Genomic DNA, 24,684 nt, shown 5'->3' on the forward strand with positions numbered 1-24,684 from the left:
CGAACTCACTGTGGACTGTCCTTTTCACTGTCTGCTCGCACCGAAGGCGCGGAGCTTATCCAGCAACGTTCGGGCCGCGCCGGTTTCGATGGCGTCCTCGGCCATGCGCGCTCCTTCGCGCGCTGACTGTGCCTTGCCCAGCAACTCCAGAACAAGTGCGGCTTGCAACACGATCGCATTGCGATGCGCGCTGCGGTCGCGGCCTTCGAGTACGGCTTGCAGATGCACGGCATTGTGCGCCGCATCGCCGCCTTTGAGCTCGTCCGCGGTGCAACGCGGCAGGCCGAACTCTTCCGCATCCCGCTCGTGTCGCGTGACCTTGCCGGGGCGAACATCGAACAGGGTGAAGGGACCTACCGGAGTTGCTTCATCCCAACCGGGATGGCCGTGCACTACATACGTGCGTTCGATGGGCATGCCCGCCAGCGCGTCGGCCATCAGCCCGGCCGCATCGATGTGGTATGCGCCGATCAGGTGATACGGAGGTGCCGCGGGATTCAGCAGCGGCCCGAGCACGTTGAAGACCGTCCGCACGCCGAGCGCCTGGCGAATCGGCATGATCATCTTCATCGCGGGATGAAAGTGCGGCGCGAAAAAAAATGTGAAGCCCGTCGCCGCGAGACATTCACCTGAAACGACTTCGTCCAGCGGCAGATTCAGGCCCAGGGCGCGAATCACGTCGGCGCTGCCGCTGCGGCTCGAGATCGAGCTGGTACCGTGCTTCGCAACCCGGATGCCCATCGAAGCGACCAGCAATGCGGCACCGGTCGAGAGATTGAAGCTGCCCGATCCATCGCCACCCGTGCCCACCATGTCGACGAGCGGCGATCCTGGCGGAAGTACCGGCCGTCGAGCGAGGCCACGCATCGTGGTCGCGAAGCCGCGCAACTCGTCTGCCGTTACTCCTTTCACCCGCAGCGCCGTCAACAGTGCGCCGGCCATCGCCGGTGCGGTGTTCGGATCTGTCAGCGCAACGAGCAAAGCCGATGCTTCATCCTGGGTGAGATTGCGCCGGTCGAGCAATCCCTCGAGCGTGTCGCGCAAGGAACTCATGCAATCTCCCGCCTGCCTGAACGCAGCTTGAGGAAGTTGCCCATCAGGACCGGTCCCTGCGGAGTCAGGACGCTTTCCGGGTGGAACTGCACGCCTTCGACAGCGAGTGTCTTGTGGCGCACGCCCATGATCTCCCCTTCATCGGTGCGGGCCGTCACTTCGAGCGCATCCGGCATCGATTGCGGCTGCGCGATGAGCGAGTGATAGCGACCGGCCTCGAACGGCTCCGGCATATCGACGAAGACACCGCGACCATCATGATGAACGAGCGAGGTCTTGCCGTGCATGAGGCGGCCGGCGCGGACGACTTTGCCGCCGAACACTTCGACCAGCGATTGGTGCCCGAGGCAGACGCCGAACACGGGCATTTCGCCCGCGAAAGCTTCGATCATCTTCATCGAGACGCCGGCTTCGTAAGGCGTGCCCGGTCCCGGCGAGATGCAAAGGTGTGACGGCTTCAGCGCCCGTGCTTCGTCGACCGAGATCTGGTCGTTGCGATGCACGAGCACATCCGCGCCGAGCACCATGAACGCCTGGACGAGGTTGTAGGTAAACGAATCGTAGTTGTCGATGAGCAGCAACCGCGGCTTCTGCGAAGAAGTCATAGTCCCTCCTCCGCCAATGCCAGTGCACGTCGCACGATCGCGCTCTTCGCAAGCACTTCCTGGTACTCCATCCGCGGCACGCTGTCGGCCACGATGCCGGCGCCTGCCTGATAACTGTAGGTGTCACCGCGAAAGACGATGGTGCGGATCGTGATCGCCTGGTCCATCGCGCCGCCGTTGCCGAAGTAGCCGACCGTGCCGCCGTAGAAGCCGCGCCGCACCGGTTCGAGCTCATCGATGATCTCCATCGCCCGAACCTTCGGCGCGCCGACGAGAGTGCCGGCCGGAAATGCGGCGGCGAACAGATCGAATGCATCCTTGCCCTGCGCCATCTCGCCTTTCACGCCGCTGACGATGTGCATCACGTGGCTGTAGCGCTCGATGTGGCGATACGGATTCACATGCACGCTGCCGGCGCGGGCAACGCGGCCCAGGTCGTTACGCGCGAGATCGACGAGCATGACGTGCTCGGCGTTCTCCTTCGGATCCGCAAGCAACTCCCGCTGCAGCGCTTCATCGTGCGCACTGTCCTCGCCGCGGGGGCGTGTTCCCGCGATCGGCCGCATCTCGGCGCGGCCATTCGACAGCTTCACGAGTGCCTCCGGCGAAGAACCCACGACGACGTAATCGCCAAGATCGCAGAAGTACATGTACGGCGATGGATTCAGCAATCGCAGCGCCCGATAGGTCTCGAAAGGCTCGAGGCTGCATTGACCGGAGAAGCGCACCGACAGCACGAGCTGGTAGACGTCGCCGGCTGCGATGTATTCCTTGGTGCGTGCAACGCCATTGAGGAATTCAGCCTCGCTGAGGCTGCCGATCGCGGGCGAATAGCTGATGCGTTTGTCGCTCGCGGGAATCGGTCCGCGCAGCGCCTGGATCACTTCCTTCCGCAGTGCGAGTCGTTCGCTTTCGCTGCCCGCGTGCAACAGCGCGACGCCGCGCGTCAGATGGTCGAACACGAGAATCGAACGCGGCGCGAGATAGTGCGCTTCCGGCGTCGCCTCCAGTGAGCGTGCCCGGTTCGGCAGGCGCTCGAAACGCCGCACGAGGTCGTAGCCCGCCACTCCGACGAGGCCACCAAGCAACGGCACGCCCGGGATCTGCGGCTGCGGCTGCGGCGCTTTTGCCAGCGCGGATCGCAACGCGTCCAGCAATTCCTGTTGATTCGCAGGCGCTCGGGTCGTCTGCCCGTCGACGGTCAAACCGCGCTCATCGAGGCGTACTTCCAGACAATCGCCGAATCCGATGAACGAGTAACGCGCGAGCCGCTCGCCGCCTTCGACGCTCTCCAGCAGAAACCGTGGCCGGAACGGCTTCAGCTTCAGGTAGGCCGAGACTGGTGTATCCAGGTCGGCGGCAATGTCGAAAGGAGGTTTCACGTTTTTCCAGTTCGCAGGCAATAAAAAACCCATCCCGGCTATTCGCTCGGAGATGGGTTTGTTGGGTTCGGCGGTTATCGGTTTTTAAGCGCGCAGCAGTCCAGCAGCCCTCTCCTTATGAGAGCCGCCACCACCAACGGTGTGACATTGTGGTCATGCGCGTATACATGGGCTGAGTATTACCGGCGGGCCGGAGGGGAGTCAAGGCTGGGAAAGGCGGCCCTATTTGATCAACCGAAGGTTGACCGGATACCGATACGGCACCCCCTCGCTCGCTTTCACCGCCGCGATGATCATGAAGACCAGATCGGCGAGGCTGAGCAGGAGCAGCAGCAGGAAGCCGACGGCGACGAGCATCAGGACCACGCACACGATGGCGGCGAGGAACACGGTGATCTGGAAATTGATCGCTTCCTTGCCCTGATCGTTCACGAACGGCATTTCGTCCTTCTTGATCAGCCACACGATCAGCGGGCCGAGAATGATGCCGATGCCGGTGAAGAAGCCCAGCAGTGCGCTCAGGTGCGCGCCGACAGCCCAATTGCGTTCTTCGGAGGTCGGAGAGGCAGGCACCGGTTGATTCATGGAAGCTCCCTGCGTGACGGGTGATGTGCAGGATGCGCCATTCGCTGCTGATACCGCAATACAACCGACATGCAGCTATCGTGTCCGTCTGGCCATCGTGATCGCTCACCGTGGCAGAATGCCGCGGACACTCTCGAACAACCATGAAACTCCAGCAACTGCGTTACCTCGCGGCCGTCGTTCAGAGCGGCCTCAACATCACGGCAGCCGCCGAGAAGCTGCATACGTCACAACCGGCGGTCAGCAAGCAGATCAAGCTGCTCGAAGACGAACTCGGCTTCCGCATCTTCGTCCGCAGCGGCCGAACGCTGACGAAAGTCACGCCGGCGGGTCAGCATGTCGTCGATCGCGCTGTCCGCGTGCTGCGCGAAGTCCAGAACATCAAGGGGATTTCCGACGAACACAAGGAAGAGGATCGCGGCACGCTGTCGATCGGTACGACGCACACGCAAGCGCGCTATGTATTGCCCGCGGTCATCCAGCAGTTCCGCTCACGCTATCCGAACGTGAAGCTGAATCTTCACCAGGGGACGTCGGAACAGATCGCCGAGATGGCCGCACTGGACCGGATCGACTTCGCGATTGCGACGGGATCGGACAACCTGTTCGGCAATCTCGTGCTGCTGCCCGCGTATCAATGGCACCGACACGTCGTCGTGCCGCTCGATCATCCGCTGGCCTCGGTCAGGAAGCCGACGCTGAAGCAGATCGCCGCGTATCCGATCGTCACGTACGTATTCAGCTTCACCGGGCCTTCGTCGCTGCAACAGCTCTTCTCGAAAGCCGGGCTGCCGCTCAACGTTGCGCTGACCGCACGCGATGCCGATGTCATCAAGACCTATGTTCGCCTTGGGCTCGGTGTCGGCATCGTTGCCGACGTTGCCGTCGATGCGCGAGAGGATCGCGACCTCGTCGCGATCGATGCATCGCACTTGTTCCCGATTCACACGACATGGATCGGCATTTCGCGAGGCGGTCTGCTGCGTCGCTACATGTACGACTTCATGCAACTCTTCGCGCCGCACCTCAATCGCCGGCTGGTCGATCGCGCCGTAGCCGCGGATTCGCAGGACGAAGTCGCTGCGCTCTTCCAGGATGTAAAAGTGCCAGTGCGGTGACTCGACCGTCACTGCGCCGGACGGGACGAGCAGCCTCGTCCGCGCCTCCGCGCTCATAGCTCACAGCTCGCAGCTGATAACCGCCAGTTCTGCGCACTCCGGGCGGCGCCCTCCCCGGTCCCCAACTCCTACCCGGACACCTCTTCTCATAACCACCTTGTCACCCCTTCGCGACTGATCGCTCACTGCCCTCTCCGTAGCATCTATTCCTGTATACGGCGCACGCACGCGCCGCCCGATAAATCAGGAGAGGGGAGTTCTATGCGTTCTTTGTATGGCGTGGCCGCAGCCGTCACGGTAGCGCTCGGCGGCGCGGTTTGCGGTGTCTCGCATGCCCAGACTGCCGCAGCGGATGCACAGGCGAACGATTCGCTCGAGAACATCATCGTGACGGCTCGTCGCCGTGAAGAGCAGGTGCAGGACGTTCCGCTCGCGATCTCCGTCGTGAATGCAGCTCAACTCGAGCAGACCGGCACATTCAACGTCGGCAAGCTCAGCCAGATCCAGCCGTCGATCCAGTTCTATTCGAGCAACCCGCGCAACTCCGCCGCGAACATCCGCGGTCTCGGTGCGCCATTCGGCCTGACGAACGACGGCATCGAGCAGGGCGTCGGCATCTACATCGACCAGGTCTACTATGCCCGCAGCGCCACTGCGACGTTCGACTTCCTCGACGTCGACCAGATCGAAATCCTGCGCGGCCCCCAGGGCACGCTGTACGGCAAGAACACCACGTCCGGCGCGATCAACGTGACCTCGCGCAAACCGAGCTTCACCCGTGAAGCGGATGCCGAGCTGACGTACGGCAACCTCGGCTTCGCCCAGGGCAAGGCGTCGATCTCCGGCCCTCTGATCGACGACAAGCTCGCGTTCCGTCTCGGCACGTCGTACACGCAGCGTGACGGCACGATCCGCAATGCGTACACGGGCGAAGACATCAACGAACAGGACAACCTGGGCTTCAAGGGCCAGCTGCTGTGGCAGCCGTCCGACGACCTCAGCGTGACGTTCTCGGCCGACTACACGCATTCCAATCCGCTCGGCTTCGGCCAGCTCTACGTGCGCACAGGTTCCACGCAGCGTCCTCTCAGCCGCCAGTACGCAGCGCTTGCGGCGGCTTCGAACAACTACCAGGTGCCGAGCACCGACCCGTTCGATCGCGTTACCGATCTCGATGCGAATCTCTCGGCGAAGCAGAACTTCGGCGGCGGTTCGGCGCTCGTCGAATGGGATGTCGGCCCGGGTCGATTCACCTCCGTGTCCGCGTATCGCAAGTGGGACTGGGTCCCGGCGAACGATCGTGACTTCATCGGCCTGCCGATCACGACGATCTCAGAGAACCCTTCGCAGCAGCGCCAGTGGACCCAGGAATTCCGCTACGCCGCCTCGAGTGAAAAGCTCGACTACGTGGCGGGGTTATACGGCTTCTATCAGACGATCGACACCAACGGCGTGCAGGAACAAGGCGAGCTTGCGAGCCGCTGGCTGCTGAGCGGTGCGAACGCGAACAACCCGGCGATCCTCGATGGACTGCGGGCTGAGAACGACATCGGCCTCAAGAACACGAGCGTCGCCGCATTCGGCCAGGTCACGTGGCACGTCACCGACGACCTGCGTCTGCAACCCGGCCTGCGCGTCAATTATGACAAGAAGGACGGCCGCTACATCGCAACGGTGACGAACTCGACCAACACACCGCTGACGCCTGCACAGCTGGGTGTGCTGGCGCCGCAGAACTACACGCCGAAGTTCGACGATACGAATATCTCCGGCGACTTTACGGTGAGCTACGACATCGCCGACAACGTGCTCGCCTACGGCACGTATGCGCGATCGTTCAAGTCTGGCGGTATCAATCTCTCCGGCCTGCCGCTCGATGCGAACAACCAGCCGATCACGGCGGTTGAAACCGTGAAACCTGAAACGGTCAATCATTACGAGGCTGGGCTCAAGACACAGTGGCTCGAGAATCGTGTCACTGCGAATCTCGCGCTGTTCTGGACCGAGATCGATGACTATCAGGCGACGGTGACCAACAGCCAGGCGAACGTGATTCGCGGATACCTGGCCAATGCAGAGCAGATCCGCGTTCGCGGTGTCGAGCTCGATCTCTCCACGCGCCCGCTCGATGGCCTCACGGTGTACGCGAACGGCGCGTACAACGATCACGAGTACACGAGCTTCCCGGATGCTCCATGCCCGCCGGAACTGTCGGGCGGTACCGCAGCCTCGGCGGCGAATCCTCCGAGCGCGCCGGGAACACCGGGCGGATTCAGCCCGCCGTCGTGCGACATCTCCGGCCAGTGGCTGCCGGGCATTTCGAAGTATTCCGCATCGTACGGCCTCCAGTACGACCTGCCGGTGGCAGCGCTCGGTCGCACCGGCAGCGTGTTCTTCGCGTTCGATGGCCTGTATCGCTCGGAGTTCTCATCGAATCCTTCGCGATCGGCCTACACCGACGTCGACGGCTATTCGCTCGCGAACTTCCGTGCCGGCATCAACATCGGCAACGGCTGGCAGGTCTACGGCTGGGCCCGCAATGCCTTCGATGAAGAGTATTTCGATTTCCTCTCCACGCAGTCGGGAAGCACGGGGCTCGTGATCGGGCAGCCGGGCGATCCGAGGACGTATGGAGTGACGGTGAGAGGATCGTTCTGAGCAAGGCTGTGAGCAACGAGCTGCGAGCTGTGAGCCAGACAGAGAGTCTTCCTCTGGCTACCAGCTCTTCGTCGCTCGCAGCTCGCGGCCTTTTCATCCTCGCGTCATCCACCCGTCACACAACTGCGGCAGGCTGAAGCGGCGCGTCGTGCGCCAAAATTTTCTCAGAGTCCAACCATGAGCTCACATACTCTCTCCAGACGACGAACTCTCCTTGCCGGCCTCGCGCTCGCCGCGACGATCGCGGCAGCACCTGCAGCGCAAGCTGCGACTACCACGCTACTCAACGTTTCGTACGATCCGACGCGCGAGCTGTACGAGGAGTACAACAAGGAATTCGCCAGGTACTGGAAGGCGAAGACCGGCGACGACGTCGACGTGAAGCAATCGCACGGCGGTTCGGGCAAGCAGGCGCGAACTGTCATCGACGGACTGCCCGCTGATGTCGTTACCCTCGCGCTCGCGGGCGACATCGATGCGCTGGTGACGAATGGAAAGCTGCTGCCGGTGAACTGGCAGTCGCGTTTGCCGCACAACAGCGCGCCTTACACCTCGACGATCGTGTTCCTCGTTCGTAAAGGCAATCCGAAAGGCATCAAGGACTGGAGCGATCTGATCAAGCCAGGCGTGCAGGTGATTACGCCGAATCCGAAAACGTCGGGCGGCGCGCGCTGGAACTATCTCGCAGGCTGGGCGTGGGCGCTGAAGCAGCCTGGCGGCAACGAAACGACGGCGAAGGAATACATCCGCAAGCTCTACAGGAACGTCCCCGTGCTCGACACCGGTGCCCGCGGTTCGACGACGACGTTCGTTCAACGCGGCATCGGCGATGTGCTGCTCGCGTGGGAGAACGAAGCGTTCCTGTCATTGAAGGAGGTCGGCGGCGACAAGGTCGAAATCGTCGCGCCTTCGCTGAGCATCCTGGCTGAACCGCCTGTCGCCGTCGTCGACAAGGTCGTGCTCAAGCGCGGAACACGCGACGTCGCGACCGAATACCTGCAGCACCTCTACAGCCCCGAAGCGCAGGAGATCATCGCCCGCAACTACTATCGCCCGATCGACGATAAGGTCGCCGCGAAGCACGCGAAGCAATTCCCCAAGATCAATCTCGTGACCATCGCGGACTTCGGCGGCTGGGAGAAGGCGCAGAAGACCCATTTCAATGATAGAGGGGTGTTTGATCAGATTTATGCGCCGGAGTGAGAGAAGCCAGCTAGTTGCTAGACGGTAGCCCGAGCGGAGACACCCGTCACTCCCGCGCACGCGGGAGTCCATCTTCAGAAAGGCATGGATTCCCGCTTTCGCGGGAATGACGTAAGCGGCAGTAGCCGGCTAGTCGTCTTCTTCCTTGTTCTCCTCCACCCTCTTCTTCAATTTCATCCACTCCTCGAGCTTCTTCAGGTCGGTGGGTTTGCGGGGGGTGGGAGGCGGAGGCTGGCCGGGCGCAGGGCGGACGTTCTTTCCTGGGGAGCCGGCGCTGTTGTATGGATTGAACCCGCCGCCGCTGCCTTTGGCGGGCGTGTTGTCGTATGGGTTGAAGCCGCCGCCCGGCAGGGGCGCCTTCTGGTCGCCTTCGAGACCTTCGGGCTTCTTGTGTCGCGCCGTTTCGGCGATCGAGAGGTCACCGAGGTCGAGCTTCTTGAGACGCTGGGTGCTGACGTCCCTGCTGTAGACGCCCGTTTCGAGCTGCCATTCCCAGGTCGGATTGCCTCGGGAATCGTAAGCCACGCGGCCCGATCGCTTGTCGGTGCCCTGCGAGCCGACCGCGGTGGGCGGTGCGCGCTCCGGCTTCTTGTCTTTCGGATCGGTCATAAGGAAAAAAGGATAGTGGACGATCTGTTCGATGCAGAGTAACCAGCCCCTGATTCTTTCCGAACTATCCGTACCCTGGTATCCGCAATCTCCTTTCGCCGGCAGGTATCCTGAAGATATCTGACAGAGGGTGACGGGAATAGACGGTATACCCGTCACCATGGAAATCGGGCGCAAAGATCCCCAGCTATAGGCATCCCAAGAAGCAATGCCGGCCGGCGACGTTCGTCCTGGCTCCACCGCCATCCTGATGACTTCCCGACACCCCCGACCCGCGACCGATAAGCCCGACCTGACCCGCGGCTTTCTTGGGGTCTTCGCTTACAGCCGGCGTGCCCTCGAGCTCGTCTGGACGACCAGCCGGCCACTGAGCATCACGTTCGCCCTCCTCACCTTGCTGGCCGGCGTGTTCCCGGCGGCCATTGCGTACGTCGGGTCGCTGATCGTCGATGCCGTCGTTGCTGCGATCCAGGCCAGCCCACAGACGCATGACGCGGCCAAGTGGCATGCGCTGGAGCTCGTCGTCGCCGAAGGGTTCCTGGTCGCCGGGCTGGCGGGCGCTCAGCGCGGCCTGTCGCTCTGCCAATCGCTGCTGCGGGCGCAACTCGGCCAGCGCGTCAATTCGATGATTCTGGAGAAGGCGCTCACGCTGGATCTGGCGCACTTCGAGAACTCGGAGTTCTACGACAAGCTCACTCGCGCGCGCCGCGAAGCATCGAGCCGGCCGTTGTCGCTCGTCACACGCACCTTCGGTCTCGGACAGAACGCCGTATCACTCATCAGCTACGCGGTGCTGCTGATTCACTTCTCGCCGTGGGCGGTTGCCGTTCTCATTCTTGCGGGACTGCCCGCGTTCATCGCCGAAGCAAAATTTTCTGGCGCCGCGTTCCGGCTGTTCCTGTGGCGTTCGCCAGAAACGCGCATGCAGCTCTATCTCGAAACGCTGCTCGCGCGCGAAGATCACGTAAAGGAAGTGAAGCTGTTCGGTCTCGGACCGCTGTTCCTGGATCGCTATCGAAGCATCTTCCGCAAGCTCTACAAGGAAGATCGCGATCTCACGGTCCGTCGCGACACCTGGGGCTTCTTCCTCGGGCTGATCGGCACGACGGCGCTGTACGGTGCTTATGCGTGGATCGCGCTTTCAGCCATTGCATCGCGCATCACGCTCGGACAGATGACGATGTATCTCATGCTGTTCCGGCAGGGTCAGTCGGCAGTGTCCGCGATCCTCTCGGCGATCAGCGGCATGTATGAAGACAACTTGTATCTCTCGACGCTCTACGACTACCTGGAAACGCCGATCGAGCGGGGCACCGGCACGCTCGTTCGCGGGCCCCAGCCAGCCGACGGCATTCGCTTCGAGCACGTCGGCTTCACCTATCCGGGCGCGGAGATGCCGACTCTCATCGACGTGAACCTGCACATCCGACCGGGGCAATCGCTCGCGCTGGTCGGCGAGAATGGCTCGGGCAAGACGACGCTCATCAAGCTGCTGACGCGCCTGTACCAGCCGACCTCGGGTCGCATCCTGCTCGATGGCCAGGATCTGCGCGACTGGGATGAGATCGCGCTGCGCGATCGCATCGGTGTGATCTTCCAGGATTTCACGCGCTATCAGTTGCTGTTCGGCGAGAACATCGGCGCCGGCGACGTGCAGCACTTCGCGGATGAGGCGCGCTGGCGCGAGGCTGGCGAGAAAGGCATGGCGACGGCGATCGCCGAATCATTGCCTGACGGCTACCGCACGCCGCTGGGCAAATGGTTCAACGATGGCCGCGAACTGTCCGGAGGACAGTGGCAGAAGATCGCACTGTCGCGCGCGTTCATGCGTTCTCGCGCCGACATTCTCGTTCTCGATGAGCCCACGGCCGCAATGGATGCGGCCGCCGAAGCCACGATCTTCGAGCACTTCCGCACGCTGACCCACGGACGCATCGCGATCCTGATTTCGCACCGGTTCTCCACCGTGCGCATGGCGGACAAGATCGTCGTTCTGCAGGACGGCCGCATCATCGAAGAAGGCAGTCACGAAGAGCTGATGCGCGTCGACAACGGGCATTACGCGCATCTGTTCTCGCTGCAGGCGAAAGGCTACAGATGAGCCGGAAGCTCATTAATTGAGACCCATGTCCCAGATCGCGTGATCGGGCGCTCACTCGTGACGTGAGAGGCAGCGATTGCTGGTCGGCGTAGGTAGTGTTCCGGCCCCGCATGAGCCCCGCCCTCCCTCTTCGCCGTTCGCTGCGTCGCTTCGCCTCGGGTGCGTTGTCGACGCTGCTTGCGTTCGCGGCCATGGAGGCCTCCGGCGCCTGCATGGTCAGCACCGATGCGGTGATGCGCGCGTATGACCGCCAGGTCGGTCGCGATCCCGCGGCTGTCGTAAGTGAAATTTCGACAAGACTGACGTCAGGTCAGGACACAGATCCTTTACAGCGCGCCGCGCTGTATGGAGTCCTCGCCGAGGCGTATGCGTCTCTCGAGCGCTACGCCGAAACGCGCGAAGCTGCCAACAAGGGGCTCGCATTGGTGAGCGACCCGCTCAATCCCGTTTACGTCAATCTTCTTCACTACGGCGCATCCAACAGCTTCGACGAGGAAACCCGTCCGCTCGCTTTCTCGCAGACACAGGCAGCGCTCGATGTGCAGCCGGCTGGTTCGTCCGCGCAAGCATGCCTGCTGACCGCGCTCGGCATCCTGGAACATTTCTCCGGTCGCACGGACCAGGCGAGCATCTATCTCACTCGCGCCTATCGGATGAGTGAAGGCGACGAGCGGGCCCCTCAGCGCATCATCGCCGCGGAAGTGCTGTCGATCGTAATGCGCGATCTGCATGACTTCTCGCAGGCACTCGCACTGAACAAGGAAGTGATCGGCTGGTACGAGCAGAACGCGCCGTTTCGCATCGCCGTGGCGCATTTCATGCGAGGCGCAATTTTTCGCGAGATCGGCAGCCACGCGGAGGCTCTGAAGGAGCTGGAGATCTCCCGCGAGCTCGGTGTCGAAGCGAACGACGCCATGGGGATCGCGTACGCCGATCAGCTCATGTGCGCCTCGAATGTCGACCTCGGCGCACTCGCTGTTGCGAGAAGGCAGTGCGGCAACGCGCTGCGGACTTTCACGGAAGCGGGTTCAATCGATCCGCGGAAGAAAGTACTGACCAATCTCGCTGAGATCGATCTGCTCGAGCACACGCCCGCCGCTGCGCTGGCACGACTCAATCAGGTGCTGGACCAGCAGGGGCGCGACATTGCACCTTTCCGGCTCGCGAAAGTCTATGAGCTGCGCGCGCAGGCCAACACTCAGCTCGGGCACGCCGACGCCGCCCTTGCGGACTACCAGGCCTACATGGATCGGTACAAGACGAGCACCGACGCGGAACGCGCGCGTGAAGCCGCGGCGCTGCGTGCACGATTCGAGACCGATCGGGAAATCGAACGCAATGCTTTCTTGCAGCGCGAATTGCAGAGCAAGAACGAAAAACTGCAGGCGCAGTCAGCGCGATTGCGCTGGATGATCGTGTCGGGTCTCGCCGGCACGGCGGTCATCGCGCTGCTCACGTACTTGCTCGTCACTGCCAAACGCAAGCGCGCCTTGCTCGCGCAATTGGCGCAACAGGACGATCTGACCGCGCTGCCGAACCGCCGCCGCACCTTGCAGCTCGCGACAGAAGCGTTCGACGTCACTCGCGCCTACCGCCAGCCGCTGACGATCGGCATTCTCGATCTCGATCACTTCAAGCAGATCAACGATCGCTTCGGTCACGCCACCGGCGACTTCGTACTCCAGGAATTCTCACGCATCGGACGCGAAGTGATCCGCGAGACCGACGTTCTGGGCCGCTGGGGCGGGGAGGAATTCCTGATCGTGCTGCCGAACACTACGCTCGACGTGGCGCTCGGCATCGTCGACCGTATCCGCGAAGCATCGACGCGCATCAAGGGCGCCGCTGCCACCGTCGAGTTGAAAGTCAGCCTCAGCGCCGGCCTCGCCACGAACGAAGGCGATCCCGTGCGCCTCGAAGAGATCATTGCCTCAGCCGACACCGCGCTCTACGAAGCCAAGAAGAGCGGCCGCGATGTCGTGCGCGTCTCGCAGGAAAGCTACGACGTCGCATCGACAGGCATCCGCAAGCGGCTCCGGCATGCGGGGATTGATCTGAAGACGGGGAGTCATCGGAAGACGTAGCTCCGTCACACCCGCGAAAGCGGGTGTCCATCCTTGTCGCTGGTCCAGATGGATTCCCGCTTTCGCGGGAATGACGAATGCTGGCAGCTACCGGCCAGCCGCCTCCATCAAATTGCTCCACGTCTCCGTCAACACATCCTCTCCGCTCTGCAGGAACCCTCGCAGCTCGGTCGGCTCTCCGGGCTTCAACTGCTTCACGCGCACCGTCATGCGCCATGCGCCCGTCGCGTCGAGGCGATAAGCATTGCTCTCCATGACCTCGCCGTTGGCTGGCGCGGAGACCACAGCTTTGACCGGCGCATCCGAGCCCAGCTTGTCGAGCTTCGGACCCGTGAAGTCGACGACATACTGCTGTTCGTTCGGTCCGAGCTCGGCGAAGCCGCGGCCGGCTCGCGATTGCACGACCCAGCCGCCGGGCGGACGCTGCTGTTCATCGCCCTGCCAGTGGAGCCGATAGGAATAGTCGAACGGCTGACCGACAGCCGGCGCCTTTTCCGGCACCCAGTACGCGACGATGTTGTCGTTCGTCTCATCGGGCGTGCTCAGTTGCACGAGCTCGACGCGACCCGGGCCCCACGAGCTGGTCGGCTCCACCCAGGCGCTCGGTCGCAGCTCATAGCGCGCTTCGCTGTCTTCGTAGCTGCTGAAGCTGCGATCGCGCTGCATGACACCGAAGCCGCGCAGCGATGGCATCGAGAACGATGTCGCCAGCACGCCCTTCGGATTGATCAGCGGGCGCCAGATCCACTCGCCGCTGCCCATCGCGACCATCAGCCCATCGGAGTCGTGCACCTCAGGACGAAAGTCGGTGCGATGCGGCTGGTTCTCGCCGAACTGATACATGCTCGTGAGCGGCGCAATCCCCAGCGTCGCGACAGGCGCACGCAGGAACAGGCGCGCACGGACATCCATGACCGTTTCCTTGCCGGGCCGGATGTCGAACTGATACGCGCCGCTTGCCCGCGGTGAATCGAGCAGCGCATAGACCGTCAGCGAGTCCGTGCTCTTCTCGGGTTTGACGAGCCAGAACTCGGTGAAGCGCGGAAACTCTTCGCCCTTGCCGCCGACGGTATCGAGCGCAAGGCCCCGCGCCGACAGCCCGTAACGCTGACCTGCGCCGAGTGCGCGGAAGTAGCTCGCACCAAGGAACACGACGAGTTCATCTTTGTACGCGCCCGAGTTCAGGGGATAGTGCGCGCGAAATCCCGCAAAACCCACATCGCCCCAGCGCTGCGGCGACAGCTTGTTCTGACCGTAGTCGAAATCCGCGCTGCGATAGCGCAGGTGCCGCACTGAGCTGCCCGCGACTTCGTTGATCAACACCGGCTCGGTCTGGAACTTGCCGAGATGAAAGAACATCACCTCGAACGACGCCGCATCGGATCGCCATAGCGCATGATCGGGACGAAAGCGGATGTCGCGATACTGATCGTACGTCAGCGCCGCGAGTTCCGCCGGCGGCTTGCGGCTCTCGGCCACATACGGCTTCTGCGCCTGCGCCCTCGCACGCTCCGCGACATCGTCGAATCCGAACGCATACGTCCGCGACGCGACCAGCATCGCGCAAAGACACGCGCCAAAGACCCTGCTCGCAAGTGAGTACCGATCGATCCGCGACATTGCATTCGCCCCAACGCTTGTTTCGGCGGAAGATAGCATGAGGCGGGAGGGCGCGAGGCTCGCGCCTCTCTACATCTGCCTGAACAGATGCAAATAGCTGCGGCTGACGGGCAACACATCCTCTCTGCCCTTCAGATGAATGTCAGCCGTTTCGTTCTCGCCGCGCGTCACATGACTGATCGCTTTCAGGCTCACGACCACGGACCGATGCACCTGCGCGAACTGTTCGGGATCCAGCTGTGTCGCCAGCTCCTTCAGGGGTGTGCGAATCACAGCCTCGCGAGACTGACCCTCTTCATCGCGCCAGGCCACGAGCGTGTACTTCTCATCTGAACGCAGGAAGTCGATGTCCTCCACCGGGATCAGCCGCACCGTCTGACCCACCGATGCACGAATCCATCGCAGGGACGCAGGTGCACTGCCCCGCTGCAGATTCGTCGCGAGCTGCTGCAGCAATGCCTCGGTATTCGCGGCAGGCTGCGAAGCGCGCAGCCGCTCCTGCAGCCGCGCTACAGTCTCCGCAAGGCGTGAAGGTTCGACGGGCTTCACCAGATAGTCGAGCACACCCTGCGCGAATGCCTGGACCGCGTACTGATCGAATGCCGTGACGAACACGAGATGAGCCCGCCGCCCGATGTGACGCGCCGCCTCGACGCCCGTCATGCCAGGCATGTGGACATCGAGAAAACAGATGTCCGGTTGCTGAGCTTCGAATTTGTCGACTGCCTCTCTGCCGTTGCGGGCCTGTGCGATCACTTCGAGTTCCGGCCACGCTTGTGCCAGCAGGCGCTGCAGCGCGTCGCGCAACAGCGGCTCGTCGTCAGCGATCAATGCCGTGGGTCGCTGGGGCGTCATGCCGCCACCTGTCGTGCCGGGAATTCGAGTTCGGCGCACACACCGTGCGGCTCGATCTCGCTCAGCCTCAACTGCGCCTCGGCACCGAATGCCAGCTGCAGGCGCTCACGCAACGTGGACAACCCGGTACCGAGACCAGCGCTCGTCGCTTTCATCCCAGCGCCGGTATCCGTTACTCGCGCGAGAACGCGGCCGTCGCGAATCCATACATCGACATCGATGCGGCCACCGACTTCACTCGGGTCGATGCCGTGACGCACTGCATTCTCGACGAGCGTCAGCAACGTCATGGGTGGGCACTGCAGCTTGCGTGCGGCCGGATCGATGTGCAGCCCGACCTGCAGTCGATCGGGCATGCGCATCTCCATCAGCTCCAGGTATGCACGCACCAGGTCCGTCTCCTGTCCGAGGGTCGTCGCTGTCTCGTGCATTCGCGGCACAGCGGCACGCAGGTACGCAATCAAACTGGCGAGCACCTTCGAGGCCTGCGGCGAGCCGGCATCGACGAGTGCCTGAACGTTCGCGAGCGTATTGAACAGGAAGTGCGGCTCGACCTGCGCCTGCAACAACCGCAATCGAGCATCGAGCGCCTGGCGCTCGAACTCGCTGCGCTCGAGCTCGAAGCCGAGCGCCTGCTCGCGAGCGAATGCGTCGCGCTGCTTCAACATCGCACCGACAGCGATCCACGGCGCGAACAGCACGCCTGTGAACGTCAGGCTCGCGTAGCCAATGACGCGCTTGCGATCCTTCTCGAACTCCGGGTTACCTCCCGTCGTGACGATGTAGGCCATCGCAGCCGCGACTGGAATAGCGGCAACGATGCCGAGGAGCTGCAATACCGACCGCGCGAGCCACACCGGCAACCGCCGTGGCCATTGCTCGAACAGGCCGAAAGCAAACATCGCCGCCAGTCCGACAATCACCGTCCGAGCGATGACGATCAGCATGGGCGATTCGTTCGGCAGCGCGAGGAAGAAGCCGAACACGGCACCGACGATGAGAGTGAAGCGCACGCGCGACCAGGCGAACAGCAACGCCAGACCGCGCGGTTTCACGGGGAGAGAGGACATGAACGGACTATATCCGAACCTCGCAGCCGCCCCTGGCCGGCCGTGTGCCTGATTCGGGGCGATTGCAGTCTTCCGTCAGGTACTGCCGCAGCCTGTCGGTCGAGGAGGCAATTCGTCGCATGATGAACGGGAGGGCCAGCCGGCCAGCTGGCCTCACGTCAACGAATTTCATCCTGACGCGTTACTCCCCACGTACCGCCGGCTCCGACCTTATGTTCCCTCAGTTTGCTACCCTCGGGAGCGGTCGTGTCACGCGAAGGAGTGGCTTCTGGATCGGGCTCGTGAGCTGGACAAGTTCCTCGCTGGCGTCGAACGGCGTGCGTTCCGGATCGCACGTATCGCGCTGCGCAATGACGACGACGCACTGGACGCCGTGCAGGACGCGATGTTCAAGCTTGCGCGCAACTACAGCGCCCGCCCCCCGGAGGAATGGGCGCCGCTGTTCTACCGGATCCTGCAGAACCGCATTCGCGACGGTCAGCGGCGGCGACAGGTCCGCAACCGCTTCTTCGCCTGGTTGCCGGGAGCGTCGGCGCGGGAAGATGAAGTCGATCCCGTGGAAACCGCGCCAGCCGACGAGGCGGGTGCGGTCGAGCGCCTCATGGCGAATGAAGCCCTTGGGCGACTCGAGCAATCGATCGCCCAGTTGCCGGCCCGGCAGCAGGAGGCCTTCATGCTGCGGGCGCTCGGGGGTTTCGACGTCGCGCAGACAGCTTCTGCCATGGGCTGCTCGGAAGGCAGCGTAAAGACGCATTACTCACGCGCAGTGCACACCCTGCGCGCCGAATTGGGAGACGCGTGGTGAGTGACGATCCGAAAACACCGCTCGAACAGCGCAGCAAGGCGCTCTTCGATGAAAGCGTCGAAGCGCTGCCCGCTCACATCCGCTCGAGGTTGACGCAGGCGCGGCATCGCGCGGTCGAACAGGCGCCGAGCAGCATCAGCCGGCGGATCTGGCTGCCCGCTGCGGGACTGACCGCGGCGGCGGTCGCAGCGGTCGTAGTGATCGCGCCGCGCGTGACCAACGAACGCTCCATCCCGGAGTCGTTCGCAGCAGCGGACGACATGGCAATGCTGCTCAACGACGACGACCTGGAGCTGATCGAGAACCTGGAGTTCTACGCCTGGATGGAAGAGGGCATGGATGCGACGGCCGCGCCGAACGATGGAAGCGACGATGCGCAAACCTGAACAGATCGATCGGCTCGGTGCGCTCGCGCTACTGATGGTTCCCGCGCTTGCGCTCAGCGCGGAGCCGGAGCCGCTGGACGAAGCTTTCCTCGACTACCTCGCCGAGCTGGAAGACGAGGACGATGACTGGACGTGGTTCGCGCAGGACGACGATGACGAAGCCGAAACGAAGAAAACGGCCGCCAAGCCCGCGCCCGAGAAGAAGGTGAAGCCATGAATCGGTTGCGACGCAATCTCGTGCTGATGCTGGTCGGCACCACGCTCGCCGGCACTTCGTTCGCGCAGAACACAGGACAGACAGACGGCGCCGGTGTCGCGTGGAATGAACTGAAGCCGGAACAACAGAAGCTGCTGAAGAACTTCGAACAGCGCTGGGGCGAACTGCCGCCGGAGCGGCAACGCAAACTCTCCGACGGCGCTTCGCGATGGAATGAGCTCACCCCAGAGCAGCGCCAGCAGACGCGCGCTCGCTTCAACGAATGGCAGAAGCTTCCGGAAGAACGGCGCGCTCGGATCCGCAAGCGCTACGGCGAGTTCCGTTCACTGCCGCCGGAAGAGAAGCAGCGGCTGCGCAAGAACTATAAACGCTTCCAGCAACTGAACCCCGAGCAGCGCAAACGACTGCGCGAGATGTGGCGCAACGCGACACCGGAGCAGCGCCAGCGCGTGCAGCAGCGGCTTCGAGAGCGGAAGCAGTGAAGAGGTAGGAGAAAGCGCCTACACGGGGTTTCACGGGGAAAGACCATGATGTTCGAGCAGGGTGCTGCCGTCTTCACGAGAAATCTCCCGCCTTATTATCCCGTGTACCCCGTGGGAAATCCGATGCCTTGTCTTGGCCTTCATGCACGTTGCATCAGCCCTTCAAGAGGACTGGCGCCGCGGCTGTCGGGGAAGACTTTCGATTCGAGATCGCTCTCGCTCACCGACAGGTGCGTCGCCAGAACTCCTTTGAACACGCTGCGCAGATCGAGCGTCGGTGCGAGATCGCGTCCCTGATGCAGCGACGAGGTTGCGAGACCCGGCCAATCAGCGATGACTTTACCGCCGTTCACAGCGCCGCCGACAAGGAAGGCGCACGTCGCGGTGCCGTGATCCGTGCCGCGAGTTCCGTTGACAGCGACGGTGCGGCCGAACTCCGTTACCACCATCACCGCAGTCCGGTTCCACGCGGGGCCGAGCGATACTCGCAGCGCGTCGAGACCTGAATCGAGGACACGCAGGCGGTTCACCAGTTGGCCCTGCTCGGCGCCCTGGTTCGCATGCGTGTCCCAGCCGCTCGCTTCGATGACTGCGATGCGCGCGCCATCATCGGTCACCAGCAAACGACCGGCGGCAGCAGCCAGCTGATTGAACTGGCCGAGTGGATCGCGCCCGCCGCCCTTCATGCCGCCCTCGGCAATTTCGTTCGAAGCCACGGCTGCCTGCAATCGCTCGGCGAAGTACGGTTCGGTCGAATACAGATCGGCGATCCGCTGCAACGTATCGGCATCCGCTTCGGGTAGGCGTGACGGTGCCCATGAGTTCACCTGGTTCTCGCCGCGCAGCACGAGCGGCAGGTTCTGCGAAAGCGCCACCGAGATCTGCTCCGTCGTCCTCATCCTCGCGGCCGGCAACACGCTCAACGCGCGATTGAGCCAACCGTCGCGCGCCACGCCTGGCCGGGTCGTGCCGTTCTCCAGCAGATCCTGGCCATCGAAATGCGATCGCTCGCGATAGGGCGAAGCCGCCGCATGGAACACGACGAGCTCCTTCGATCGATAGCGTTCATGCAACTGCGCAAGGCCGGGATTCAGAGCGAACAGGCCGTTCAGTCGCAGCGCCGGGGCAGTGATCGCAAGTGCACCGCGCTTCGTCGCGTAGTTCCCATCGCCGTACGGCGGCACGGCAGCGAGGCCATCGAGCGCACCCCGCAGGATGACGAGAACGAAGCGGGAATCGGTCGCCGCGTCTGCAAGCAGGAGGCGCGGTGTGAGCGCCGCCACCGACGCTCCGAACGCGGATTGGAGAAAGGTACGACGGAGCATATTCATCGCCTCATGAACTCCGGGCTCGCGAGCAACAAGGTCGTTCCCTGCGCGGCGCTTGCTGCACGAGAGATTGCAGTTCGCGTGCGTTCGTTGAGCGCTTCGCCGAGCGATTGAGCGGCAATGTCGAGAGGCTTTGCACGGGAGCGCAGTCGATCGCTCAGTTGCGTCGCCCACTCGATGCGTTTGAGCAATGCGTCGGGCCCATCCCACTGCGCGGCGGTGTCCGGCCAGCCCGCCGGTGAACCGGGCGTGTAGGGACGCTGGCCGAGCAGTTGAAACGGTGCGGCGATCTGCAACGGCTTGTCCGGCACGAAATCGAGCGCGCGGAAACTCGAGATCACGAACTCATGAGGTGTCTTGAATTTGCGCGGCGCGGCTTCCCACGCTTGCGGCAGCTCAATGACGGCGCGATGCACCGAGGGCAGATCGCCGTTGGTATCGCGAAAGACTTTTGCCACGTGGTCGACCGCCGCGAGAGGAGGCTCATCGGCGACGAAATGCCGGACGAGTTTCGTCGCGACGTGATTCGCGGTGGCTGGATGCCGCGCGAGATCGTTCAGCACTGCTTTCGCCTGTGCACCTCCGCTCTCGGAATAGCGCTTGCCGACGACTGTCTGAGCACCGGGCTCGTGCATGTTTTCGCGGAACTCGAATACACCGGGCTTGCCCTCCGCCAGCGGCCCGCGACTTCCACCGACCGACCATCCGGTGAGCACGCGCGCGAAGCTCGTGACATCCGCTTGTGTGTACCCGCCGTTCACTCCGAGCGTGTGCAGCTCAAGGATCTCGCGAGCGAGATTCTCGTTGATGTCCAGCTTGCGCTCTGCCTTGCGGGCACGACGCGAAGCGCGCTGCGCAAGCATCGAGTTCGGGCCGATCGATCCCTGGTTGTCGAGATACAGGATCATCGCCGGATGCGATTCCGCCGCGAGCAGCAGCTCGGCGAAACTCCCTGACAGGTGCGGCCGGATGGCTTCGTTCTCGAGCGTGCCCGCAAGCCCGGCCACGAGCGCCTTGTCGGCAGACACGGCGAAATGATTGCTCCAGAAATGCACGAGGCGCTCGCGGAACGGATCAGTGCTGGCAACGGCGACCTGGTAGCGCGCCGCAACCTGGTCGAGATACAGAGGAGCGAGCTTCTGGCGCACGTTCGCAACGGGATCGCGTTCCTTGTTGTCGCTGGCGGGTTCCGCGCGCGCCTCGCGCCGCATTTCTTGCAGCTCACGATAGGCTTCGAACGCCTGAGCCGAGGAAGGCAGAGCCCTGATCACCTGCGGCACCGCAACGTCGCGCTCGACCTGGCGCATCAGCCACTCGCGCGGGTCGCGACCGATGTCGGTAATTTCACCCGGCCGCGCACCGAGGCCGAACCGGTTCGCGGCAAGTACCGCCTGCAATGTCATGGCGCGCCCTGCACTGTATTTCGTTACGGTTCATGCAACGCGCGGGGACTCCCGCGGTTGACTGCTTTGTCACCGATATTCCCCCCGCCGGCGACTGAATCTTTACCGAACGCCCCGTACCTTCGCCCGTGCCTGATTTGCAACGATATGTTTTGTCGGCCGACGCCGGAACTCGCCCTCTTCCTACATCGTTCTCTCATCGCCGCGGACGCGCTGCCGCAGGCGATACCGAAAAGAGAGTTCAGCGCGGATTCGTCCCTGATGCTCATAGTCGGCTGACACGAGGAAACCCCATGCGCTGCTGGCTGCTCTTTCATCGCGAACTCGCACCCGACGTTCCAGAAGCCGCGGAAGTGATGCGCTTCCAGCAGGTCGCTGCGCGCCTCGGCATCGACCTGAAGGTGCTGCAGCCCCGCGACTTCGAACTGATCGTCGATTCGGCCGACAACTGGTCCGCGATCTATCAAGGCAAGTCTTTGCCGAAACCGGATCTGATCATTGCGCGCACCGGCAGCGAGACGAGTTACTTCACCCTCGCCGTGCTGCGTCACTTCGAGCGCCAGGGTGTCGCGATGGTGAACGGCCCGACGGCGATCGAATCGGTTGCCGATAAACTGCAGACGCTGCAGATCCTCTCGAGCGCGGGTCTGCCGATTCCGAAAACCATCCTCGGAAAATTTCCGGTCGACGTGGGTGTCGTCGAGCGCGAGCTCGGCTTCCCGGTCGTCGTGAAGACGCTCAAGGGCACGCGTGGCAACGGTGTGCTCCTGTGCAAGGACCGCGAACAGTTCGGCGATCTCGCGAACCTGCTCGACGGAGCCAGCCCGGGCGCCGACTTCATCTTCCAGCAGTACATCAAATCGAGTCACGGTCGCGACGTGCGAGTGCTCGTCGTGAACGGCAAGGCAGTGGCCGCGATGGAGCGCCGCTCGGCGGACGGCAGCTTCAAATCGAACATTTCGCTCGGTGGCATCGGTACGTGTTTCGACCCGCCGCCCGAGATGGCAGAACTTGCGGTACGCGTGACACGGGCACTGGGACTCGATGTCGCGGGCATCGACATCCTCTTCGATACCCACGGGTATCGCATCTGCGAAGCCAATTCATCGCCGGGTTTTCAGGGCCTCGAGAAGGCGTGCGGCATCAGCGTGCCCGATGCGATTTTTGCAGGCATGCGCGAACGCCTCGGCCTGCCATCGCGACCTCGCGGCAGCTCGTGGCGTCGCTTCATCAGTTCGTTGCGTCGTTCGCTCGGCGACACGCAACATCAGGCGGATTCAGCAAATCCCTGAACGTTCGACAACGCTGTCGTCACTCGCGCATCGATTTCGTGAACCAGTTGCCGCCTCTGGCGCGGCGTTAAGTGATTCCAAGTCTTGTCCGAGAAATTCCCCTCTGCTATCTGTGAGTGCGAAGGCGGAGGGAATTAGAAGGGATGAAGATCCTGCATCTGGAGGACAGCGCCAGCGATGCGCTGATCATCGAGCGGCGACTGCAGAAGGACGGTGTCCAGGCCGAGTTCATTCCGGCACGGTCCCGTGAAGAATTCATCCGCGCGCTCGAGACCGGCGGCTTCGATGTCGTCATCGTCGACAACGGCCTGCCGCGTTTCGACGCACGCGAGGCGATCTCGCTCTCGAAAGCCCGGTACGCAAATCTGCCGGTCATCGTGTGTTCCGGCGCAGCCCGCGAAGCCGATGTGAATGCAAGCTTCGCAGCCGGTGCCGACGACTACGTTCTCAAGGACTACGCGTGGCAACTCACCGCGGCCTTGCGACGAACCCAGAATGCCCGCGCCCCCCAATCTGTCCACCCGAGCCGGCCTGTCGACCCGAGCCGGCAGCACGCATCCATGTCGCGGCTCATCAACGTCGTGCAGGAGCTGTCGCTCGCCCGTGGACTGGATGCGATCGTCGAGATCGTGCGTCATGCCGCGCGTGAACTGACCGGCGCCGATGGCGCAACGTTCGTGCTGCGCGACGGCGACTATTGTTTCTACGTCGATGAAGACGCGATCTCACCGCTCTGGAAGGGCCAGCGCTTTCCGTTGCAGACCTGCGTGAGCGGCTGGGCAATGCTCAACGGCAGATCGACGGTCATCCCCGACATCTTCAAGGATCCTCGCGTGCCGGTGGACGCCTACCGCCCGACCTTCGTGCGCAGCATGGTCATGGTGCCGATCCGGACGAACGCGCCGATCGGTGCGATCGGCAACTACTGGGCGACTCAACACGAATGCACGGCCGAGGAGCTGATGCTGCTCGAGGCGCTCGCGAACACGACGGCGGTCGCCATGGAAAACGTGCAGATCTACTCCGATCTCGAGCGGCAGGTCCGCATCCGGACCAGGGAGCTGGAAGGCGCCAACCAGGAGCTCGAAGCGTTCTCGTCCGCGGTTTCGCACGATCTGCGTGCACCGCTGCGAGCGATGAACCTGGAGCTCGATCGCGCCCGCGGCGAAGACGATCCGGCGACCAGTATCGACAACCTGTTCGGACACACGCAGCGCATGAGCGACCTCATCGATGACCTGCTGAGGTTGTCGCGGATCAGCCGCGCCGAACTGGAAATGGAACCCGTCGACATCGCGGGCCTGGTGCGGGGGGCCCTCGCCCGCCTGAGCGCCGCGGACCCGGACCGGCAGGTCGATCAGGTCATCGAACCCGCCGAGCCCGTACAGGGGGACCTGGGCCTGCTCGGGGTCCTGGTCGAAAACCTGGTGTCCAATGCCTGGAAGTACTCCTCCCGCCAGCCACTGGCCCGGATCGAGTTCCGCTCGTTCCTGGATGAACAGGGACGACGGGTCTTCTGCGTCAGCGATAACGGCACCGGGTTCGACGAGCGGTATGCGGATCGGCTCTTCAAGCCGTTCTCGCGTCTGCACGGGGATCAGGAATTCCCGGGTGTCGGGATCGGGCTGGCAACGGTGCAGCGCATTGTCCAGCGGCATGGGGGCGAGGTCTGGGCCCGCAGCCGGCCCGGCGTGGGGACCCAGATGTACTTCGCGCTGGGAAATGCTTAAGGGAAAGGCCTGAAATTTCCGGCCGTTGCCCGTCCGCCGCCGGCCCCGTGGCGTTGACCATTACACGTCGAATACAGCTTTTATCCGGCCGCATCGGG

The 24,684-nt window shown here is 63.2% G+C and carries 21 protein-coding genes; 11 read left to right on the forward strand and 10 right to left on the reverse strand.

Features of this window, described 5'->3' with window-relative positions; translation table 11 throughout:
- Positions 1 to 24 precede the first annotated feature (24 nt).
- The 4 genes from trpD to HNQ60_RS08380 form a co-directional block, all read right to left on the reverse strand.
- The gene (gene trpD, locus HNQ60_RS08365; RefSeq protein WP_184330606.1) at positions 25 to 1,053 is read right to left on the reverse strand and encodes an anthranilate phosphoribosyltransferase; all 1,029 of its coding nucleotides are present in this window, start codon (positions 1,051 to 1,053) and stop codon (positions 25 to 27) included.
- On the reverse strand, positions 1,050 to 1,658 hold the full coding sequence (locus HNQ60_RS08370; protein ID WP_184330608.1) for an anthranilate synthase component II: 609 nt from the start codon (positions 1,656 to 1,658) through the stop codon (positions 1,050 to 1,052). Before HNQ60_RS08370 ends, trpD begins: the two co-directional genes overlap by 4 nt.
- Complete coding sequence (locus tag HNQ60_RS08375; protein WP_322096852.1) at positions 1,655 to 3,040, reverse strand: anthranilate synthase component I family protein; 1,386 nt, start codon at positions 3,038 to 3,040, stop codon at positions 1,655 to 1,657. The genes HNQ60_RS08370 and HNQ60_RS08375 overlap by 4 nt, the downstream gene beginning before the upstream one ends.
- A 222-nt stretch (positions 3,041 to 3,262) precedes the next feature.
- Positions 3,263 to 3,625, reverse strand: a complete 363-nt coding sequence (locus tag HNQ60_RS08380) for a DUF4870 domain-containing protein (protein ID WP_184330611.1) — start codon at positions 3,623 to 3,625, stop codon at positions 3,263 to 3,265.
- Between the two features lie 143 nt (positions 3,626 to 3,768).
- On the opposite strand from HNQ60_RS08380, the gene cysB reads away from it, so the two are divergent.
- The 3 genes from cysB (at position 3,769) to HNQ60_RS08395 (ending at position 8,604) form a co-directional block, all read left to right on the forward strand.
- Positions 3,769 to 4,743: an HTH-type transcriptional regulator CysB gene (gene cysB / locus HNQ60_RS08385; RefSeq protein WP_184330612.1), complete on the forward strand. Its 975-nt coding sequence runs from the start codon at positions 3,769 to 3,771 to the stop codon at positions 4,741 to 4,743.
- Positions 4,744 to 5,004: 261 nt separating this feature from the next.
- On the forward strand, positions 5,005 to 7,401 hold the full coding sequence (locus HNQ60_RS08390) for a TonB-dependent receptor (protein ID WP_184330613.1): 2,397 nt from the start codon (positions 5,005 to 5,007) through the stop codon (positions 7,399 to 7,401).
- 177 nt (positions 7,402 to 7,578) lie between these two features.
- Positions 7,579 to 8,604, forward strand: a complete 1,026-nt coding sequence (locus tag HNQ60_RS08395) for a sulfate ABC transporter substrate-binding protein (RefSeq protein ID WP_184330614.1) — start codon at positions 7,579 to 7,581, stop codon at positions 8,602 to 8,604.
- A 129-nt stretch (positions 8,605 to 8,733) separates the two neighbouring features.
- Here HNQ60_RS08395 and HNQ60_RS08400 read toward each other — a convergent pair whose 3' ends face one another.
- Positions 8,734 to 9,213, reverse strand: coding sequence for a hypothetical protein (locus tag HNQ60_RS08400; protein ID WP_184330615.1), 480 nt, complete (start codon positions 9,211 to 9,213; stop codon positions 8,734 to 8,736).
- A 250-nt stretch (positions 9,214 to 9,463) separates the two neighbouring features.
- Between HNQ60_RS08400 and HNQ60_RS08405 the strand changes: the two genes are divergently transcribed.
- Both HNQ60_RS08405 and HNQ60_RS08410 read left to right on the forward strand, forming a co-directional pair.
- Positions 9,464 to 11,314, forward strand: coding sequence for an ABC transporter ATP-binding protein (locus HNQ60_RS08405; RefSeq protein WP_184330617.1), 1,851 nt, complete (start codon positions 9,464 to 9,466; stop codon positions 11,312 to 11,314).
- A gap of 110 nt (positions 11,315 to 11,424) precedes the next feature.
- Complete coding sequence (locus HNQ60_RS08410; RefSeq protein WP_184330619.1) at positions 11,425 to 13,398, forward strand: GGDEF domain-containing protein; 1,974 nt, start codon at positions 11,425 to 11,427, stop codon at positions 13,396 to 13,398.
- Between the two features lie 87 nt (positions 13,399 to 13,485).
- On the opposite strand, the gene HNQ60_RS08415 is transcribed toward HNQ60_RS08410, so the two are convergent.
- From HNQ60_RS08415 to HNQ60_RS08425, 3 genes are all read right to left on the reverse strand, one after another.
- Positions 13,486 to 15,018 carry a glucan biosynthesis protein gene (locus tag HNQ60_RS08415; protein WP_246433492.1) on the reverse strand — a complete coding sequence of 511 codons (1,533 nt, stop codon included), beginning with the start codon at positions 15,016 to 15,018 and terminating at the stop codon, positions 13,486 to 13,488.
- A gap of 69 nt (positions 15,019 to 15,087) precedes the next feature.
- On the reverse strand, positions 15,088 to 15,873 hold the full coding sequence (locus HNQ60_RS08420; protein ID WP_184330621.1) for a LytR/AlgR family response regulator transcription factor: 786 nt from the start codon (positions 15,871 to 15,873) through the stop codon (positions 15,088 to 15,090).
- A complete protein-coding gene (locus tag HNQ60_RS08425) occupies positions 15,870 to 16,943 on the reverse strand; it encodes a sensor histidine kinase (RefSeq protein ID WP_184330623.1) in 1,074 nt (357 codons plus the stop codon). Before HNQ60_RS08425 ends, HNQ60_RS08420 begins: the two co-directional genes overlap by 4 nt.
- 268 nt (positions 16,944 to 17,211) lie before the next feature.
- Here HNQ60_RS08425 and HNQ60_RS08430 point away from each other — a divergent pair, with 268 nt between their 5' ends.
- From HNQ60_RS08430 to HNQ60_RS08445, 4 genes are read left to right on the forward strand one after another with little or no spacing between them, the layout of a single operon-like run.
- Positions 17,212 to 17,748: an RNA polymerase sigma factor gene (locus HNQ60_RS08430; protein WP_281382722.1), complete on the forward strand. Its 537-nt coding sequence runs from the start codon at positions 17,212 to 17,214 to the stop codon at positions 17,746 to 17,748.
- Positions 17,745 to 18,134 (forward strand): hypothetical protein, encoded by a 390-nt coding sequence (locus tag HNQ60_RS08435; RefSeq protein ID WP_184330625.1) that lies wholly within the window; start codon positions 17,745 to 17,747, stop codon positions 18,132 to 18,134. Before HNQ60_RS08430 ends, HNQ60_RS08435 begins: the two co-directional genes overlap by 4 nt.
- On the forward strand, positions 18,121 to 18,351 hold the full coding sequence (locus HNQ60_RS08440; RefSeq protein WP_184330627.1) for a hypothetical protein: 231 nt from the start codon (positions 18,121 to 18,123) through the stop codon (positions 18,349 to 18,351). The genes HNQ60_RS08435 and HNQ60_RS08440 overlap by 14 nt, the downstream gene beginning before the upstream one ends.
- Positions 18,348 to 18,833, forward strand: coding sequence for a DUF3106 domain-containing protein (locus HNQ60_RS08445; RefSeq protein WP_184330629.1), 486 nt, complete (start codon positions 18,348 to 18,350; stop codon positions 18,831 to 18,833). Before HNQ60_RS08440 ends, HNQ60_RS08445 begins: the two co-directional genes overlap by 4 nt.
- Positions 18,834 to 18,973: 140 nt before the next feature.
- Here HNQ60_RS08445 and HNQ60_RS08450 read toward each other — a convergent pair whose 3' ends face one another.
- Both HNQ60_RS08450 and HNQ60_RS08455 read right to left on the reverse strand, forming a co-directional pair.
- Positions 18,974 to 20,158: a DUF1501 domain-containing protein gene (locus HNQ60_RS08450; protein ID WP_184330630.1), complete on the reverse strand. Its 1,185-nt coding sequence runs from the start codon at positions 20,156 to 20,158 to the stop codon at positions 18,974 to 18,976.
- A gap of 2 nt (positions 20,159 to 20,160) precedes the next feature.
- A complete protein-coding gene (locus HNQ60_RS08455) occupies positions 20,161 to 21,564 on the reverse strand; it encodes a DUF1800 domain-containing protein (RefSeq protein ID WP_184330632.1) in 1,404 nt (467 codons plus the stop codon).
- Positions 21,565 to 21,857: 293 nt separating this feature from the next.
- Between HNQ60_RS08455 and HNQ60_RS08460 the strand changes: the two genes are divergently transcribed.
- A complete protein-coding gene (locus tag HNQ60_RS08460; protein WP_184330634.1) occupies positions 21,858 to 22,856 on the forward strand; it encodes an ATP-grasp domain-containing protein in 999 nt (332 codons plus the stop codon).
- Positions 22,857 to 22,999: 143 nt separating this feature from the next.
- On the forward strand, positions 23,000 to 24,586 hold the full coding sequence (locus HNQ60_RS08465) for an ATP-binding protein (protein ID WP_184330636.1): 1,587 nt from the start codon (positions 23,000 to 23,002) through the stop codon (positions 24,584 to 24,586).
- The last annotated feature ends 98 nt before the right edge of the window (positions 24,587 to 24,684 follow it).

This window comes from Povalibacter uvarum, from assembly GCF_014202975.1.
Classification (GTDB): Bacteria; Pseudomonadota; Gammaproteobacteria; order Steroidobacterales; family Steroidobacteraceae; genus Steroidobacter; species Steroidobacter uvarum.

Bases quoted from the DNA above. Each gene is read 5' to 3' on its own strand.
- HNQ60_RS08450 (WP_184330630.1), bottom strand. From the start codon at position 20,158: ATGCTCCGTCGTACCTTTCTCCAATCCGCGTTCGGAGCGTCGGTGGCG.
- trpD (WP_184330606.1), bottom strand. From the start codon at position 1,053: ATGAGTTCCTTGCGCGACACGCTCGAGGGATTGCTCGACCGGCGCAAT.
- HNQ60_RS08420 (WP_184330621.1), bottom strand. From the start codon at position 15,873: ATGACGCCCCAGCGACCCACGGCATTGATCGCTGACGACGAGCCGCTG.
- HNQ60_RS08410 (WP_184330619.1), top strand. From the start codon at position 11,425: ATGAGCCCCGCCCTCCCTCTTCGCCGTTCGCTGCGTCGCTTCGCCTCG.
- HNQ60_RS08405 (WP_184330617.1), top strand. From the start codon at position 9,464: ATGACTTCCCGACACCCCCGACCCGCGACCGATAAGCCCGACCTGACC.
- HNQ60_RS08440 (WP_184330627.1), top strand. From the start codon at position 18,121: ATGCGCAAACCTGAACAGATCGATCGGCTCGGTGCGCTCGCGCTACTG.
- HNQ60_RS08370 (WP_184330608.1), bottom strand. From the start codon at position 1,658: ATGACTTCTTCGCAGAAGCCGCGGTTGCTGCTCATCGACAACTACGAT.
- HNQ60_RS08425 (WP_184330623.1), bottom strand. From the start codon at position 16,943: ATGTCCTCTCTCCCCGTGAAACCGCGCGGTCTGGCGTTGCTGTTCGCC.
- HNQ60_RS08390 (WP_184330613.1), top strand. From the start codon at position 5,005: ATGCGTTCTTTGTATGGCGTGGCCGCAGCCGTCACGGTAGCGCTCGGC.
- HNQ60_RS08415 (WP_246433492.1), bottom strand. From the start codon at position 15,018: ATGTCGCGGATCGATCGGTACTCACTTGCGAGCAGGGTCTTTGGCGCG.
- cysB (WP_184330612.1), top strand. From the start codon at position 3,769: ATGAAACTCCAGCAACTGCGTTACCTCGCGGCCGTCGTTCAGAGCGGC.
- HNQ60_RS08380 (WP_184330611.1), bottom strand. From the start codon at position 3,625: ATGAATCAACCGGTGCCTGCCTCTCCGACCTCCGAAGAACGCAATTGG.
- HNQ60_RS08460 (WP_184330634.1), top strand. From the start codon at position 21,858: ATGCGCTGCTGGCTGCTCTTTCATCGCGAACTCGCACCCGACGTTCCA.
- HNQ60_RS08445 (WP_184330629.1), top strand. From the start codon at position 18,348: ATGAATCGGTTGCGACGCAATCTCGTGCTGATGCTGGTCGGCACCACG.
- HNQ60_RS08455 (WP_184330632.1), bottom strand. From the start codon at position 21,564: ATGACATTGCAGGCGGTACTTGCCGCGAACCGGTTCGGCCTCGGTGCG.
- HNQ60_RS08400 (WP_184330615.1), bottom strand. From the start codon at position 9,213: ATGACCGATCCGAAAGACAAGAAGCCGGAGCGCGCACCGCCCACCGCG.
- HNQ60_RS08395 (WP_184330614.1), top strand. From the start codon at position 7,579: ATGAGCTCACATACTCTCTCCAGACGACGAACTCTCCTTGCCGGCCTC.
- HNQ60_RS08465 (WP_184330636.1), top strand. From the start codon at position 23,000: ATGAAGATCCTGCATCTGGAGGACAGCGCCAGCGATGCGCTGATCATC.